Raw genomic sequence first — 16239 nt, forward strand, 5'->3', positions numbered from 1 at the left:
GCTCAGACGCCCTTGGGGTGCCAGACCGTCTTCGTCTCCAGCAGCGTCGTCATCCGGGTGAGGCCCGGGTCGGCGTACCAGTCGTGGTCGGCCGGGGCCGGCCGGAGCACCCGCTTGAGGTTCTCCGCCGCCCTGACCTCCAGCTCGGTGGCGAGCGAGGCGTCGCCCACCCCGGTCAGGTCGATCGCGTTGACGTCCAGGTGCGCCGCGAGCGTCGGCACCGTCTCGGTGATCGCACCGGTCAGGACGTTGACCACCCCGCCGGGCAGGTCGGAGGTGGCCAGCACCTCGGCCAGGGTCACCGAGGCCAGGGGCTGGGTCGGCGAGGCCGCCACCACCACCGTGTTGCCGGTGACGATCGCCGGGGCGATCACGCTGACCAGGCCGAGCAGCGCCGGGGCCTCGGGGGCCACCACGGCCACCACGCCCGTCGGCTCGGGCGCGGACAGGTTGAAGTACGGCCCGGCGACGGGGTTCGCGCCGCCGTACACCTGGGGGAGCTTGTCGGACCAGCCCGCGTACCAGACCCAGCGGTCGACCGCCGCGTCGACCTCGTCGGCCAGCACGCCGAGCGCGACGAACTGCTCGCGGCGGCCCTCCAGCATCTCGGCGACCCGGTAGAGGATCTGACCCCGGTTGTACGCGGTCGCCCCCGCCCAGCCCTTCACGGCGGCCCGGGCGGCGACCACGGCGTCCCGCGCGTCCTTGCGGGAGGCCAGCGACACGTTCGCGGATTGCACGAGATACGACCGTCCCGACTCGCTGCGCGGGAACTTCCCGCCGATGAAGAGCTTGTACGTCTTGCGTACCGCGACCCGCTCAGACACCGAGGTACCCCTCCAGCCCGTGCCGGCCGCCCTCGCGACCGTAGCCCGACTCCTTGTACCCGCCGAACGGCGAGGTCGGGTCGAACTTGTTGAACGTGTTGGCCCAGACCACCCCGGCGCGCAGCCGGTCGGCCGTCCACAGGATCCGGGAGCCCTTGTCGGTCCAGATCCCGGCCGACAGACCGTACGGCGTGTTGTTGGCCTTCTCGACGGCCTCGGCCGGGGTGCGGAAGGTCAGCACGGACAGCACCGGACCGAAGATCTCCTCCCGGGCGATCCGGTGCGCCTGGGTGACCCCCGTGAAGATCGTCGGCGCGAACCAGAACCCCCGCTCGGGCAGCTCGCACGGCGGCGACCAGCGCTCCGCCCCCTCGGCCTCGCCCGCGGCGGACAGCTCGCGGATGCGGGCGAGCTGGGCGGCCGAGTTGATCGCCCCGATGTCGGTGTTCTTGTCCAACGGGTCGCCGACCCGCAGCAGGGCCATTCGGCGCTTCAGCGACTCCAGCACCCGCTCGGCGACCGACTCCTGGACCAGCAGCCGCGACCCGGCGCAGCAGACGTGCCCCTGGTTGAAGAAGATGCCGTTGACGATCCCCTCGACCGCCTGGTCGACCGGGGCGTCGTCGAAGACGATGTTCGCGGCCTTGCCGCCCAGCTCCAGGGTGACCTTCTTGCCGGTGCCCGCGACGGACCGGGCGATGGCCTTGCCGACCTCGGTCGAGCCGGTGAACGCGACCTTGTCCACGCCCGGGTGCTCGACCAGCGCCCGGCCGGTGTCGCCCGCGCCGGTGACGATGTTGACCACGCCGGCCGGCAGCTCGGCCTGCTGGCAGATCTCGGCGAACAGCAGCGCGGTCAGCGGGGTGGTCTCCGCCGGCTTGAGCACCACCGTGTTGCCGGCGGCCAGCGCCGGGGCGATCTTCCAGGCGAGCATGAGCAGCGGGAAGTTCCACGGGATGACCTGCGCGGCCACGCCGAGCGGCCGGGGGTTCGGGCCGAAGCCCGCGTACGGCAGCTTGTCGGCCCAGCCCGCGTAATAGAAGAAGTGCGCGGCGACCAGCGGCAGGTCGACGTCCCGGGACTCCCGGATCGGTTTGCCGTTGTCCAGGGACTCCAGCACGGCCAGCTCGCGGGAGCGCTCCTGGATGATCCGGGCGATCCGGAACAGGTACTTGGCCCGGTCCCGGCCCGGCATCGGGCCCCACACCTTCTCGTACGCCGTCCGGGCGGCGCGGACCGCGCGGTCCACGTCGGCGCTGCCCGCCTCGGCGATCTCGGCGAGCACCTCCTCGGAGGCGGGGTTGACCGACTTGAAGCCGCCGCCGTCGGCCGGGTCGACGAACTCCCCGTCGACGAACAGCCCGTACGAGGGCTTGAGGTCCACCAGCGAGCGGGACTCGGGGGCGGGCGCGTATTCGAAGATCACGCTCAGTCCAGGGTGAAGTAGTCGGGACCGGAGTAGACGCCGGTCGTCAGCTTGGTGCGCTGCATCAGCAGGTCGTTGAGCAGGCTGGACGCGCCGAACCGGAACCAGTCCGGGTCCAGCCAGTCCGGGCCGACGGTCTCGTTGACCATGACCAGGTACTTGATCGCGTCCTTGGTGTTCTTGATGCCGCCGGCCGGCTTCACGCCGACCTGCCGCCCGGTGGCGGCGCGGAAGTCGCGGACCGCCTCCAGCATCACCAGCGTCACCGGGAGGGTCGCCGCGACGGGAACCTTGCCCGTGGAGGTCTTGATGAAGTCGCCGCCGGCCAGCATGGCCAGCCAGGACGCCCGGCGCACGTTGTCGTACGTGGCCAGCTCGCCGGTTTCCAGGATCACCTTGAGGTGGGCGTCCCCGCACGCCTGTTTGGTGGCCACGATCTCGTCGTAGACCTCGCCGTAGCGGCCGGCCAGGAACGCGCCCCGGTTGATCACCATGTCGATCTCGTCCGCGCCGGCCGCCACGGCGGCCCGGGTGTCGGCGAGCTTGACCTCCAGGGGCGCCTGCCCGGACGGAAACGCGGTGGCCACGCTGGCCAGGTGCACCATGCCGGGTCCGGCCGGCGCGGCGCCGTCCGGCCGCCCCGGTCCGCCGTCCGGCCGCCCGGACCCGGCGGACCCGCGCAGCACCTCGGCCACGTACGGGACCATCGCCGGGTAGACGCAGACCGCGCCGACGTGCGGGCAGGACGGGTCGGCCGGGTCGGGGCGCAGTGCTTTGGCCGCGAGCGCCCGCACCTTGCCGGGGGTGTCGGCCCCCTCCAGGGTGGTCAGGTCGACCATCCGGATCGCCAGGTCGATCGCCTGGGCCTTGGCCGTGGTCTTGATCGAGCGGGTGCCGAGCTGGGCCGCCCGCTGCTCCGCGCCGACCTGGTCCACGCCCGGCAGGCCGTGCAGGAAGTTCCGCAGAGCGGTCTCGGATCGTCCCAGCTCGGAGAGGTCCGACCGGGCCGACGTCGCTGTCGCCGTCATGCCCGGAAGTCTACGCACCCGCGCGCCTCGTGATCTTGGTCACGCGGCGAGGTCGCGCCCGACCTTGGGCGCCTGCCCCACCTCCGGACGCCAACCGTCCAGGGTCGCCGCACGGGCCGGGTGAGCGGCGTCGCTCCTCGTGTCTCGGGGCCCGGGCGTTCGGTAGGTTGGGCGATTGTGGACGTACACGTCATTGACCATCCGCTCGCCCAGTCGCGGCTGACCGCCATGCGGGACGCGCGCACCGACTCCTCCAACTTCCGGGCCGCGCTGCACGAGCTCACCACCATGCTCGTGTACGAGGCCGCCCGCTCCTTCCCCGTCGAGAAGTACCCGGTGCAGACCCCCGTCACCGACGCCGAGGGCACCCGGCTGGCCAACCCGCCGCTGCTGGTACCCGTGCTGCGGGCCGGTCTCGGCATGGCCGACGCCGCGCTCGCCCTGCTCCCCGAGTCGTCCATGGGCTTCGTCGGCCTCGCCCGCGACGAGGAGACGTACGAGCCGCGCGCGTACATGGAGTCGCTGCCGCGCGACCTCGCCGGCCTGCCCGTGCTGGTCCTCGACCCGATGCTGGCCACCGGCGGCTCCCTGGAGCACTGCTGCCGGCTGCTGGCCGAGCGGGGCTGCACCGACATCACCGTGCTCTGCGTGCTCGCCGCGCCCGTCGGCATCGCCCGGCTGGAGCAGTCCAGCCTGCCGCTGCGCCTCGTCACCGCCGCGATCGACGAGGGCCTCAACGACCGGATGTTCATCGTGCCGGGCCTCGGCGACGCCGGCGACCGCCAGTTCGGCGGAATGCCCCGCTTCTGATTGCAAGGAAGGGCCCCTTGTCAACGCCTGCGGTACAGCAGGGTTCCCCTCTCACCGGGCGAGGGCGCTTGTGGGCGAGTTGGGGGCGCACGGGGTGCGCTCAGGCGCTACCGTCTCCGGCCATGACTGGTGTTGCGCTGGCCGAGGAGTTGCTGCTCCTCGCGTACGACGACGAATCCGGCAAGGCGACCATGCCGCGGATCAGCCTCGACCTCGGGATGGCCGCCGCCGTCCTGATCGAGCTGGCCCTCGCCGGCCGGGTCGCGTACGCCGATGGGAACCTGGTGGTCACGGACCCCGCGCCCACCGGCGAACCGATCCTGGACGAGGTCCTGGGCCGGATGGCCGCCGACACCCCGCACACCCCGTCCTCCTGGGTGCAGCGGCTGCGCCACGGCCTGCGCGACCGGATCCTCGGCGACCTGGTCGCCCGGGGCGTGGTGCGCGACGTCGAGGAGACCGAGCTGGGCTTCATCCACGTGCACCGCTACCCGACGGCGGACGCCACCGTGGAGGAGGACTCCCGGCGGCGGCTCGCCGAGGCGCTGGCCGGCGGGCAGATCCCCGACGAGGCGACGGCGGCGCTGGCCACCCTGGTCGCGGTGCTCCGGATGGAGCCGGCGCTCGGCCTGACCGGCGACGCCGCCGTCGACGCCCGGCGTCGGCTGGAGGAGATCGCGGGCGGGGCCGGCTTCTCCGGCACCGTCAGCCTGGACGACTCGGTGGTCCGCCCCTCGGTGGCCCTGGTCGTCACCGCCCTGGGCAACGCGGTCGACGCCGCCCTCGGCAAGCGCGCCTGAGGCCCAGGCCGCCTGAGGCGCACGCGCCCCTGGGGCCCGGGCTGTCTGAGGCGCAAGCACGTTTGAGGCGCGGGCTGTCTGAGGCGTGGGCAGCCCTGGGGCGCTGGCCGCGTCTGGGGCGTAGCCGGGGGTTGGCCCGTTGCGGAGCTGTCAGCGGGTGAGGCGGTTGGCCTTGACCCCGGTGACGAAGGCGGACCAGGCGGCGGGCGGGACGGTCAGGGCCGGCCCGCCCGGGTCCTTGCTGTCCCGGACACCGACGATGCCGGTGAGGTTGTCGGCCACCTCGACGCACTCGCCGCCGTTGGTGCCGCTGCGGGTGCTGGTGCGCCAGCGGGCGCCGGTCAGGTCACTCATAGCACTCTCCCCGGATGGCATCGATCAGCTCCGCTGATTGTCGCGCGCCGAGGGCGAGCGAATCCAGACCCCTCCAGACCCGTTCGTACGCGGCGATCTCCGTCGGCTGGTCGAGGTAGAGCGCGCCGGTGAGCCCCTCGACGTAGACGGTCGGCGGCTCGGTCGGGCTGCCGAGCGCCGAGAGCGGGAAGTCGAGCAGCACGAACGTGCCGGCCTCGGCGGCCAGCGGCGGCCCGGCGGCCAGCGGCAGCACCCGTACGGTGATGTTGTGCCGTTCGCCGACGGCCAGCAGGTGCCGGAGCTGGTCGGCCATCACCGATCGGCCCGGCACCGGGCGGCGCAGCACCGCCTCGCTGAGGATCACGGTCAGCTCGGGGGCCGGGGGCAGCCGCCGGGCCAGCAGCCCCTGCCGCTGGATCCGGAAGCCCACCGCCTTCTTCCGCTCCTCCTCGCCCAGCTCGGGCCGGTTGTGCTCGAAGAGCGCGGTGGCGTAGCCGGGGGTCTGCAACAGCCCCGGCACTAGCTCCGCGTGGTAGTAACGAATGCTGCTCGCGACGTTCTCCAGGCCGACGTAGAGCGAGAACCAGGCCGGCACGGAGCTGCCGTGGGCGTGCCACCACCCCTCGGCCCGGCTCACCTCGGCGAGCCCGAGCAGCACGCTCGCCTGGTCGGGCGTGGCCCGGTACAGCTCGCAGAGCACCCGGACGTCCGGTGTCTTGGCCGAGGTCAGCCCCCGCTCGATCCGCCAGAGCTTCTGCCGCGAGCAGTCCAGCTCGCCGGCCGCCGCGTCGATGCTGATATGGGCGCTCTCGCGGAGCTGGGTGAGCAGCCTGCCGAGCTGCCGTCGCGGCACGGTCGAGCCATTTGTTTCACGCACCGTGCAACACCTTTCCGCCGGAAATGCAACGCCCGGGCACCGCAGCCGCAACGTCGAAGAAAGCGAATGCCAATGGTGCCGGGTAATGGTGGGGCCTGATGTGCTGATGCTATTCAGACGAGCCCTCCGTGGGCAAGGGATCACGCGGGGTGAGCGTGCCGCGTTCCCGGTCCGGCGCGAAGGGCCTCGGAGCGGTGCAGCCAGCGGTCGCAAGCGGTTCGGTTCACCTCATTGGTCACCTACTACTACATCCATGTCGCACGCATCATGTTCTACAAATGGATAGTGGCAGGACGGTGGCTTACCTGGCCGCATATGACCACGAACCTGGGGGCGACACGCCAACCCGCTGAGCGAGCGTCGGAAGCGGGAGCACACCTCATCCCTGCACCAGGGCGGCGATTTCCGTGCGGAGTGCCGCCAGCGTGGCCGCCGCGCGCGTCCGGGCCGCCGGCACGTCGCCGTCCGCCACCGGCTCCACCACCTCCAGGTACGCCTTGAGCTTCGGCTCGGTGCCCGACGGGCGGATCACCACCCGTGCCCCGTCGGTACCCAGGATCACCACGTCCGCCTCGGGGAGCAGGTCCCGCGCCTCGGTCACCGGGCGGCCGAGCAGGGTCGTCGGGGTGGCCGCCCGGACCCGGGCCATCGCGTCGGCGATGATGCGCAGGTCGTCCACCCGCACCGAGAGCTGGTCGGTGTGGTGCACGCCGAACTCGGCGGCCAGCTCGTCGAGCCGGTCGGTGAGGGTGCGCCCCTGCGCCTTCAGCCCGGCGGCCAGCTCGGCGACGGTCAGCGCGGCGGTGATGCCGTCCTTGTCGCGGACGTGCTCCGGGGCGACGCAGTAGCCCAGCGCCTCCTCGTAGCCGAAGACCAGCGGGTCGGGGCCAGCCTCACCCAGCGGCCCGCCGCCGGCCCGGACGATCCACTTGAAGCCGGTCAGCGTCTCGTCGTACGGCAGGCCCCGGGCGGCGCACATGGCCCGCAGCAGGGACGACGACACGATGGTGGTGGCGTACAGGCCGTGGACGCCACGGCGCATGAGGTGGTCGGCGAGCAGCGCCCCCACCTCGTCCCCGCGCAGCATCCGCCAGGCCCCCCCGCTCACCGGTGCCGCGCCCGTCGCCCGGCCGTCGCGGACGGCCACGGCGCAGCGGTCCGCGTCGGGGTCGTTGGCGATCGCCAGGTCCGCCCCGGTGCGCTCGGCGAGCGCGACGAGGCGGTCCACCGCCCCCGGCTCCTCCGGGTTGGGGAAGCTGACGGTCCGGAAGTCCGGGTCCGGCACCGCCTGCTCGGGCACCACGCCGGGGATGCCGAAGCCGGCGCGGGCGAAGGCGGCGGTCAGCACGGCCGCGCCCACGCCGTGCAGCGGCGTGTAGGCCACCTTCAGGCTCCGGGGCCCCGCCGGGTCTACCACGGCGGCGGCCCGGTCGACGTACGAGACGACCACGTCGTCGCCGACGACCTGCCCGGCCGAACCCAGCGGTACGTCGGCCAGCGGGCCGACCGCCCGGATGGCGGCCTCGATGCCGGTGTCGGCCGGCGGCACGATCTGCGCCCCCGCGCCCAGCTCGCCACCGAGCTGCGCGCCGAGGTAGACCTTGTAGCCGTTGTCCTGGGGCGGGTTGTGGCTGGCGGTCACCATCACGCCGGCCGCCGCGTCGAGCCGCCGCACCGCGTACGCCAGGACGGGCGTGGGCAGCGGGCGGGGCAGCAGCAGCGCCGGGCGGCCCGCGCCGGTGGCCACCTGGGCGGTGCGCTCGGCGAACTCCCGCGAGCCGTGCCGGGCGTCGTACCCGATGACCAGCGGCCCGGTGGCGTCCTGGGCGGCGAGCCAGGCGACGAGCCCGGCGGCGGCCTGGGTGACCACGGCGAGGTTCATCCCGTTGGGGCCGGCGCGCAGCGGGCCGCGCAGCCCGGCGGTGCCGAATGTCAACGGCCCGGCGAACCGGTCGGCCAGCTCGGCCGCGCTCGCCGGCAGCCCGTCGAGCACGGCCTCCAGCTCGTCGCGGGTGGCAGGGTCGGGGTCGTCGTCGAGCCACCGCCGGGCCCGGTCGCGAAGGTCGTCCAGATCGCGCGTGTCGTCGAGGTCAGTGGTGTCCGCCGCCATGGCTCTTGATAGCACGGCGGCGGATCACCTCGTCGCGTCGGCCCGCCCGGCCCGGCTCAGTCCCTCCCGCCGAGCTTGAACGACGCCACCATCTGATCGAAGATCGGCTTGCTCTCGGCGAAGCGGGCGTCGGTCGAGGAGAGGTAGAACGAGTAGATTTTGCCCTCGTGCACCACCCCGCGCCACACGCCGTGCCGCTTGGTGTCGCCGTCGCCGCAGGTGTACTCGAACTCGGCCGCAGCCTTGCCGTCGAGCTCCTCCTCGGTCATCGACACCTGGTTGTACGGCTTCTGGCAGGAGGCCGACCGGGTTCGCAGCCCGTTCGCGGCGGTCTCGGCCCAGCGCGTCGACGTGCCGCTCCACCGCTCGGCGAGGATGCGCACCTTGCGGCTGTTGTCCTCCGGATCGATGTAGTCGACCCACACGCCCCCGTCGGCACTGCGCCGCTCCCAGCCCTTGGGCACCTGCACCGTGACGCCCTTGGCCGACTGCTCCTGCATCTCCACCCCGGGGCCGGCGGGCGCCCCGGCGCTCGGCTGCCCCTGCGGGGTGGTCGGCTGCCCCGGGTCGTCGCCGCCGGTGAGGGCGAACACGCCGATCAGCAGCAGCACGGCGACGCCGCCGGCCGCGGCGAGCTGCACCTTGCGCGGCCAGCCCTTGACCGTGGCGACGAGGCGGCCGACCCCGCCGCTGGCGGCCGGGGCGGGCGCGGTGGCCGGGGTGGCCCACGGCTGGCCGGTGCCGGGCACCGACCACTGGCCGCCGCCGTACGCCCCGCCGACCCGCTGGGTGGCGTCCGGCGACGCGCCGAAGCCGGGGACCGGCTGCGTCGCGCCGGGCTGGCTGCCGTAGGGGACCCGCTGCGTCACGTCGGGCCGGCGACCGAAGGGCACCTGCTGGGTGGCGTCCGCCGAGCCGCCGCCGTAGGGCACCCGCTGGGTGGCCTCCGACGGGCCGCCCCCGTGGGGCACCCGCTGGGTGGCGTCGGGCGGGCTGCCGTACGTCATCCGCTGGGTGGACTCCGGCGCGGTCCCCGCGTCGAACCGCTGGGTGGCCTCCGACGAACCGCCGTACGTCCGGCCGGCCGGCGGCGGCGCGGGCATCGCCCCGGTGGGGGTGTGCAGCGGGCCGGCAAGCGCGTCGGCGCTGGTGTCGTCCAGCGCGGCGGCGGTCGTCGTCGTCTTCTTCGCCTTCTCGCCCCGGCGCAGGGCCGCCAGCCGGTCGGTCAGCGACTCGCCGGGGGCGAGCATCGCCCGGCCGCCGATCTGCCCGCTCGGCTTCGGCTCCGCGGCGGGCGGCGGCGGTGGGGCAACGACCGGACGCTGCTTGACCGGCACCACCGCGTACGGGTCGGTGACCGAGTTGACGGCGGTGGCGGTGCTGGTCAGCGGGCCGGCGAGCAGCTCGCGGAGCATCGCGCGGGCGGTGTGCACGTCGAGGCGGCGGGCCGGGTCCTTCTCCAGCAGCCCCATCAGCACCCGGGTCAGCGGGCCGCTGCGCTGCGGCGTGGCCGGCGGGTCCTCGACCACGGCGTGCATGGTCTCGATCGGGTCGCCCCTGTCGAACGGGGGCCGGCCCTCCACCGCCGTGTAGAGCGTGACGCCGAGGGAGAACAGGTCGCTGGGCGGGCCGAAATCCTGGCCCATGGCCCGCTCGGGGGAGATGAAATGCGGCGAGCCGAGCACCATCCCCGGCGTGGTGAGCTGCACGTCGGTGGGGAGCTTGGCCACCCCGAAGTCGGTCAGCACGCACCGGCCGTCGGTGCAGATCAGCACGTTGGCCGGCTTGACGTCGCGGTGCAGCACCCCGATCGCGTGGGCCACCTCCAGCGCGCCGAGCAGGGCGATGCCGATCTTGGCGACCGCGCGGGGGGCCACCGGCCCGTCCTCGATCACCATGTCGGCCAGGCTGCGGGCGTCCAGCAGCTCCATCACGATCCAGGGGCGACCACCCTCGGTGACCACGTCGTACACCTGGACCACGGCCGGGTGCTGGAGGGCCGCCGCCGCGCGGGCCTCGCGCAGCGTGCGTTCGTACATGGCGTCGCGGTCGCTCGGGGCGAGGCCGGGCGGGAGGACGACCTCCTTCACCGCCACGTCGCGCCGCAGCAGGGTGTCTGTGGCACGCCAGACCGTGCCCATGCCGCCGTTGCCCACCGCGGACCGGAGCGAGTACCGGTCACCGATGGTGGTGCCGGCTGCCGCACGTCCGTGGGATGGGCTGACTGGTCCGCCGCTCCACGTCGGGATCTGAGTCACAGAAGAGCCACCGGGGGAAATCGAGGGGGCTGGGACACAACCCCTCTATCTTGCTGGTTCCGACGCCCGATGCGAAACCCGACGCGGCGGAACGTTTACCTAATCGGAGCGAACGTGGCCAGGCGTTCACCCTCGGGGTCGGCGGGGAAAGACAGGGGTCCGATGTGCGCAATCCCTCACCCTCCGGCGCGGTGGCGCGTCCTACCATCCGGGGATGAGTGAACCGCGGTCGAGCGAGTCCGGCTTCCCGATCAAGGGTGTCTACACCGAGAGGGACCTGCCGGAGGGTCTGCCCGAGCGGCTGGGCGAGCCGGGAGAGTTCCCGTACACCCGTGGGGTCTACTCCACCATGTACACCTCGCGGCCGTGGACGATGCGCCAGTACGCCGGCTTCGGCACCGCGACGGAGAGCAACGCGCGCTACCACCAGCTCCTGCGCGCCGGCACCATGGGCCTCTCCGTCGCCTTCGATCTGCCCACCCAGATGGGGTACGACTCGGACGACCCGATCGCCCACGGCGAGGTCGGCAAGGTCGGCGTCGCCATCGACTCGATCGAGGACATGCGGCTGCTGTTCCACGGCATTCCGTTGGACAAGGTTTCCACCTCGATGACGATCAACGCCCCGGGGTCGGTGCTGCTGCTGCTCTACCAGCTCGTCGCCGAGGAGGCGGGGGTGCCGGGCGCGGCGCTCAACGGCACCATCCAGAACGACATCCTCAAGGAGTACATCGCCCGGGGCACGTACATCTTCCCGCCGAAGCCCTCGCTGCGGCTCGTGGCCGACACGTTCGCCTACTGCCGGGCGGAGGTGCCGAAGTGGAACACCATCTCCATCTCCGGCTACCACATGGCCGAGGCCGGCGCGTCGCCCGCGCAGGAGATCGCGTTCACGCTGGCCAACGGCGTCGAGTACGTCCGGGCCGCGCTCGCCGCCGGGCTGGCGGTGGACGACTTCGCGCCCCGGCTGTCGTTCTTCTTCGTCGCCCGGACCACCCTGCTGGAGGAGGTCGCGAAGTTCCGCGCCGCCCGGCGGATCTGGGCCCGGCTGATGCGCGACGAGTTCGGCGCGAAGAACCCGAAGTCGACGATGCTGCGCTTCCACACCCAGACGGCGGGCGTGCAGCTCACCGCCCAGCAGCCCGAGGTGAACCTGGTCCGGGTGGCGATCCAGGGGCTGGGCGCGGTGCTCGGCGGCACCCAGTCGCTGCACACGAACAGCTTCGACGAGGCCATCGCGCTGCCCACCGAGAAGGCCGCCCGGCTGGCGCTGCGCACCCAGCAGGTGCTCGCGTACGAGACGGACCTGACCGCCACCGTCGACCCGTTCGCCGGGTCGTACGTGGTGGAGGCGATGACCGCCGAGATCGAGGCGGCGGTGGTGGAGCTGATGGAGCGGGTGGCCGACCACGGCTCGGTGGTCGACGCCATCGAGGCGGGCTTCCAGAAGCGGGAGATCGAGCAGTCCGCGTACCGGATCGCCCAGGAGATCGACTCGGGCGAGCGGGTGGTGGTCGGCCTCAACCGGTTCACGGTCGACGCCGACGAGCCGTACGAGCCGCTGCGGGTGGACCCGACGATCGAGGCTGCCCAGGCCGAGCGGCTGGCCAAGCTGCGAGTGGAGCGCGACAGCGACGCCGTCGAGCGCGCGCTGGGTGAGCTGCGGGCCGCCGCCGAGGGTACGGCGAACGTGCTGCACCCGATGAAGGAGGCGCTGCGGGCCCGGGCCACGGTGGGCGAGGTCTGTGGCACCCTGCGTCAGGTGTGGGGAACGTACCGCCCCACCGACCGGTTCTGACCCCTTGTCTCGGATGAGGGGTCGCGGGGCGTAACCGTTCGGGGCTACGGTCGCCTGGTGTGTGTGCCACCCCGGGGCAGCCCGGTGTGTGCCACCCGGGGCAGTGGGTAACCCGTCCGGGTGATCGGGACGGACAGCATGTGCGGGAGCAGGTCGACCCGTCGTGTCACCGTCGGGAGTCGTCCGACTGCCGCGTGCGGTCGGTTACTTGTCTGAGCGGCAGTTAACCGAGGCGACTAATGCGACAATTCGGTAGCGACGGCCCCGGATCGACGGTGATTTCGTGACCGCCGAATCGGTTACGGGTTGTAGGAGGTGGGGGGCAGATGACGGCGTTCAACCGCGATCTACCTGCTGTCCCGCAGATTATGGAGCCCTTCCACCAGGGCATTCGTGACGCTGCGCGGTCCGATCGCTACAAGAATGATGTTGCACAGAGTCACCGTCGAAGGTCTAGGCTGGCGGCTGTCATCCCTGATGATCCATCCGTTTCTAGTGATCGAGATTTCGACGTGACGAGTGCGTTGACGCTGCCGAACGGCAGCCACCTGGCGTCGTCGGCCCGGCCGGAGTCGCCGTCCGGGTCGCAGCCTTTGCCCTTCGAGCTCGACCATCTGCTCGCCCTCCGGATGCCCGGCCTCGTCGCCACCCGCCGGCACATCCACTCCCACCCGGAGCTCTCCGGCGAGGAGTTCGAGACGGCGGCCCTGATCGCCCGCGAGCTGTCGCTCGCCGGGTTGCGCCCGCGCCTGCTGCCAAAGGGCAACGGGGTCATCTGCGACATCGACGGCCGCCCCGACGGCCCGGTGGTCGCGCTCCGCGCCGACATCGACGCGCTGCCGCTGACCGACGTCAAGGACGTGCCCTACCGGTCCACCAGGGACGGTGTCTGCCACGCCTGCGGCCACGACGTGCACACCACCGTGCTGCTCGGCGTCGGCGTGCTGCTGGCCCAACTCGCCAACCTCGGCGAGTTGGACGGCCGGGTCCGGCTGATCTTCCAGCCGGCCGAGGAGATCCTGCCCTGCGGCTCGCTGGAGGTCATCGAGGCCGGCGGCCTCGACGACGTCGTGCAGATCTTCGCGCTGCACTGCGACCCCAACCAGCCCGTCGGCAAGGTCGGCCTGCGGGTCGGCCCGATCACCGCCGCCGCCGACAACGTCACCGTCCGGCTCACCGGCCCCGGCGGGCACACCGCCCGCCCGCACCTGACCGTCGACCTGGTCGACGCGCTCGGCCGGCTGGTCACCGAGGTGCCAGCCCTGGTCAGCCGCCGGGTGCCGGCCAACAGCGGGCTGCTGCTCGTGTTCGGCCACGCCTCGGCCGGCACCCGGTACAACGTGATCCCGTCCGAGGCGTCCGCGTCCGGCACCCTGCGGGTGATGGACCGCGACACCTGGGACCAGGCCCCCAAGATCGTCGCTCAGGTGGTGCGGGACGTCATCGCCCCCACCGGCGCCACCGTCGACCTGGAGTACCTGCGCGGCCGGCCGCCGGTGACCAACGACGCCCGGGCGATCCAGGTGCTCACGGCGGCGACCCACGCCGCGCTCGGCCCGGAGGGGGTCGCGGAGACCCCGCAGAGCATGGGCGGCGAGGACTTCTCCTGGTACCTGGAGTACGTCCCCGGCGCGCTGGCCCGCCTCGGCGTCGGCCGGTCCGGCCCGAACGTCGACCTGCACCGGGCCTCGTTCGACGTCGACGAGGGGGCCATCGCGGTCGGCATCCGGGTCATGGTGCAGACCGCGCTGCGGGCACTGGCGGCGGCGCGTTGACGGCCGGCGCCGGCGGTCGACGCCGGCGCCGCCGCAGCACCGCAAGCAGCACCGCCACCGGCACGCCGAGGGCCACCGCGAACGGCAGCAGCGCCCCGAGCACGGTGAGCAGCACGCCCAGCGAGGCGACGAACGCCGTCCAACCGCCGCGCAGGCCGACCACGAAGCCGGTGTCGGGCTCGGCGTCCCGGGCCTCCGCCTCCGGACCGACCAGGGTGAGGGTGATGGTGGAGAGCGAGGTCAGGTCGGCCAGCCGGCGCTTCTTCGCCTCCAGCGAGGCGAGGTCGGCCTCCCGTCTCGCCACCTCGCTCTCCAGCGTCACCAGGTCGCCGATCGAGGTGGCCCGCGCCAGCAGCTTGCGACCGCTCTCGACCCGGGCCCGTTGGGTGGCGATCCGCGCGTCGAGGTCCACGGTCTCCTCGGTCACGTCCTCCGTGCGGATCGCCCGCTGCTCCTGCCGGCCGAGCCTCGCCAACTCCTCCAGTACGGCCGTGAACCGCTCCGCCGGCACCCGCAGTTGCAACTCCGCCCGGGCGTCGGCGGTCCCGCCGCTGCTGCGCTCGTCGCCGCCGACGAAGCCGCCGACCCCGGTGACCGCCGTGACGGCGGACCGGGCGGCGGCGTCCACATCGTCCACCCGCACCCGCATGGTTCCGGTGTAGATGATCGACCGCTGGTCGACCCGCAGGTCCGGTGACCCGCCACCCGCGCCGGACCGCGCCGCCCCGGCGTCGGCGCCCTGCTCCGCCTTGCCGCCGTCGGGGGGTGCCGCCTGCTCGGGCGCCACCGCCGCCGAACGCTCCCCCGCCCCATCGCTGTCGGCGCTGCAACCGCCGGCCGCCAGCAGCGCCACCAGCCCCACCGCGGTCAGCAACCTGCGTCTTGCGTGTCCGTCCATTCCCGCTCCGATCGTCTGCGCCCCCCATCGGGCGATACCTCAGACGCGACGCGGCACCGCGCCGGTTCCGGCAGACTGCGCTGAGGGACATCACGATTGGGTCAATCGAGGAGTCACGATGCAGCTCACCAAATTCGCCCACTCCTGCCTCCGCGTCGAGCACGACGGCGGTGTGCTGGTCGTCGACCCGGGCGTCTTCAGCGACCCGACCGCGCTGGACGGCGCGGACGCGGTGCTGATCACCCATGAGCACCCCGACCACGTGGACGTCGCGGCTCTCACCCGGCAGCTCGACCGCTGGCCGTTCCGCATCTACGGCCCGGCCTCGCTGGCCGGTGCCCTCGGCGACGCGGCCGAAGCCCTGGAGCCCATCTCACCCGGGCAGGCGTTCACCGCGGCGGGCGTGGCGGTGCGCGCGTACGGCGGTCGGCACGCCGTCATCCATCCCGACATCCCGGTCGTGGACAACCTCGGATATCTGCTGAACGACGTCGTCTACCACCCCGGCGACGCCCTGGTGGCACCCGAGGACGCCCCCGTGGACACCCTCTTCGCGCCGATCCACGCCCCCTGGTCGAAGTTCTCCGAGGTGCTCGACTTCATCCGCGCGGTCGCCCCGCGCCGAGCCTTCGCCCTGCACGACGGGCTGCTCAACGACAACGGCCTCGCCGTCCTCAACCGCCAGTACGCCGCGCTGTCGGGGACCGACTACCAGCGCCTCGAGCCGGGCAGCCGGCTCGACGTCTGAGCCGTGCCGCCCCCGCAGAACCTCCTCCGGCGGCTCTACACCGAGCCGCCGGAGAAGTTCGTCGCCACCCGCGACGCCGCCGTCGCCGAGGCCCGGCGCTCCGGCGACCCGGCCACGGCCCGCGAGATCGCGCGGCTGCGCCGCCCGACGGTGGCCGCGTGGCTGGTCAACCTGCTCGCCCTGCGCCGCCCCGAGTTGGTCGCCGACCTGACCCAACTCGCCGAGGCGCTGCGCTGCGCCCAGCGCGACCTGCGCGGCCCCCGGCTGCGGGAACTCTCCGCCCAGCGGCGGGCGGCGGTCGCCGCGCTGGTCGCCGAGGCGCGCCGGCTGGCCGCCGACGCCGAGGGCGGCCCGCCGGCCGGGAAGTTGCCGCTGGGCGAGGTGGAGGCGACGCTCAACGCCGCGCTCTCCGACACGGAGGTGGCCGGGCAGGTGCGCTCCGGCCGACTGCTGCGGGCCGCCAGCTACGCAGGCTTCGGCGAGGTGCCCCGCCCCCAGCTCCGCCTGGTCACCGGCGGCGAGAAGCAGCC

At 73.2% G+C, this 16239-nt stretch carries 13 protein-coding genes and 1 pseudogene; 6 read left to right on the forward strand and 8 right to left on the reverse strand.

The genetic code is table 11. The features are described from left to right. Positions 1–2: 2 nt before the first annotated feature. From E1258_RS19510 to deoC, 3 genes are read right to left on the reverse strand one after another with little or no spacing between them, the layout of a single operon-like run. Positions 3–827 carry an aldehyde dehydrogenase family protein gene (locus tag E1258_RS19510; protein WP_132403256.1) on the reverse strand — a complete coding sequence of 275 codons (825 nt, stop codon included), beginning with the start codon at positions 825–827 and terminating at the stop codon, positions 3–5. Then, positions 820–2250 (reverse strand): aldehyde dehydrogenase family protein, encoded by a 1431-nt coding sequence (locus E1258_RS19515; protein ID WP_132403290.1) that lies wholly within the window; start codon positions 2248–2250, stop codon positions 820–822. Before E1258_RS19515 ends, E1258_RS19510 begins: the two co-directional genes overlap by 8 nt. A 5-nt stretch (positions 2251–2255) precedes the next feature. Further along, a complete protein-coding gene (deoC, locus tag E1258_RS19520) occupies positions 2256–3281 on the reverse strand; it encodes a deoxyribose-phosphate aldolase (RefSeq protein ID WP_132403259.1) in 1026 nt (341 codons plus the stop codon). 177 nt (positions 3282–3458) lie between these two features. Between deoC and upp the strand changes: the two genes are divergently transcribed. Both upp and E1258_RS19530 read left to right on the forward strand, forming a co-directional pair. Then, positions 3459–4091, forward strand: coding sequence for a uracil phosphoribosyltransferase (upp, locus tag E1258_RS19525; RefSeq protein WP_132403262.1), 633 nt, complete (start codon positions 3459–3461; stop codon positions 4089–4091). A 122-nt stretch (positions 4092–4213) separates the two neighbouring features. Beyond that, entirely contained in the window at positions 4214–4891 is a 678-nt protein-coding gene (locus tag E1258_RS19530; RefSeq protein WP_132403265.1) for a GPP34 family phosphoprotein, read from the forward strand. A 150-nt stretch (positions 4892–5041) separates the two neighbouring features. Here the strand turns inward: E1258_RS19530 and E1258_RS19535 are convergent, their stop codons facing one another. From E1258_RS19535 to E1258_RS19550, 4 genes are all read right to left on the reverse strand, one after another. Beyond that, on the reverse strand, positions 5042–5245 hold the full coding sequence (locus tag E1258_RS19535) for a DUF397 domain-containing protein (RefSeq protein WP_132403268.1): 204 nt from the start codon (positions 5243–5245) through the stop codon (positions 5042–5044). After that, positions 5238–6122 carry a helix-turn-helix transcriptional regulator gene (locus E1258_RS19540; protein ID WP_243715564.1) on the reverse strand — a complete coding sequence of 295 codons (885 nt, stop codon included), beginning with the start codon at positions 6120–6122 and terminating at the stop codon, positions 5238–5240. The genes E1258_RS19535 and E1258_RS19540 overlap by 8 nt, the downstream gene beginning before the upstream one ends. 379 nt (positions 6123–6501) lie before the next feature. Further along, positions 6502–8232: a phospho-sugar mutase gene (locus tag E1258_RS19545; RefSeq protein WP_132403274.1), complete on the reverse strand. Its 1731-nt coding sequence runs from the start codon at positions 8230–8232 to the stop codon at positions 6502–6504. A 56-nt stretch (positions 8233–8288) separates the two neighbouring features. Further along, the gene (locus E1258_RS19550) at positions 8289–10490 is read right to left on the reverse strand and encodes a serine/threonine-protein kinase (protein ID WP_132403277.1); all 2202 of its coding nucleotides are present in this window, start codon (positions 10488–10490) and stop codon (positions 8289–8291) included. Between the two features lie 214 nt (positions 10491–10704). Here E1258_RS19550 and E1258_RS19555 point away from each other — a divergent pair, with 214 nt between their 5' ends. Beyond that, on the forward strand, positions 10705–12288 hold the full coding sequence (locus tag E1258_RS19555) for a methylmalonyl-CoA mutase (RefSeq protein ID WP_132403280.1): 1584 nt from the start codon (positions 10705–10707) through the stop codon (positions 12286–12288). A gap of 512 nt (positions 12289–12800) precedes the next feature. Then, entirely contained in the window at positions 12801–14063 is a 1263-nt protein-coding gene (locus E1258_RS19560) for an amidohydrolase (RefSeq protein ID WP_132403284.1), read from the forward strand. On the opposite strand, the gene E1258_RS19565 is transcribed toward E1258_RS19560, so the two are convergent. Further along, positions 14020–14961: a DUF4349 domain-containing protein gene (locus E1258_RS19565; RefSeq protein WP_132403286.1), complete on the reverse strand. Its 942-nt coding sequence runs from the start codon at positions 14959–14961 to the stop codon at positions 14020–14022. The two genes, E1258_RS19560 and E1258_RS19565, sit on opposite strands and share 44 nt — an antisense overlap. A 118-nt stretch (positions 14962–15079) precedes the next feature. Between E1258_RS19565 and E1258_RS19570 the strand changes: the two genes are divergently transcribed. Together E1258_RS19570 and E1258_RS19575 are read left to right on the forward strand one after the other, a co-directional pair. Next, the gene (locus E1258_RS19570; protein WP_132403288.1) at positions 15080–15709 is read left to right on the forward strand and encodes an MBL fold metallo-hydrolase; all 630 of its coding nucleotides are present in this window, start codon (positions 15080–15082) and stop codon (positions 15707–15709) included. A gap of 3 nt (positions 15710–15712) precedes the next feature. Continuing rightward, positions 15713–16239, forward strand: a pseudogene (locus tag E1258_RS19575) (hypothetical protein); the annotation flags it as partial.

This window comes from Micromonospora sp. KC207 (assembly GCF_004348615.1).
Taxonomy (GTDB): domain Bacteria; phylum Actinomycetota; class Actinomycetes; order Mycobacteriales; family Micromonosporaceae; genus Micromonospora.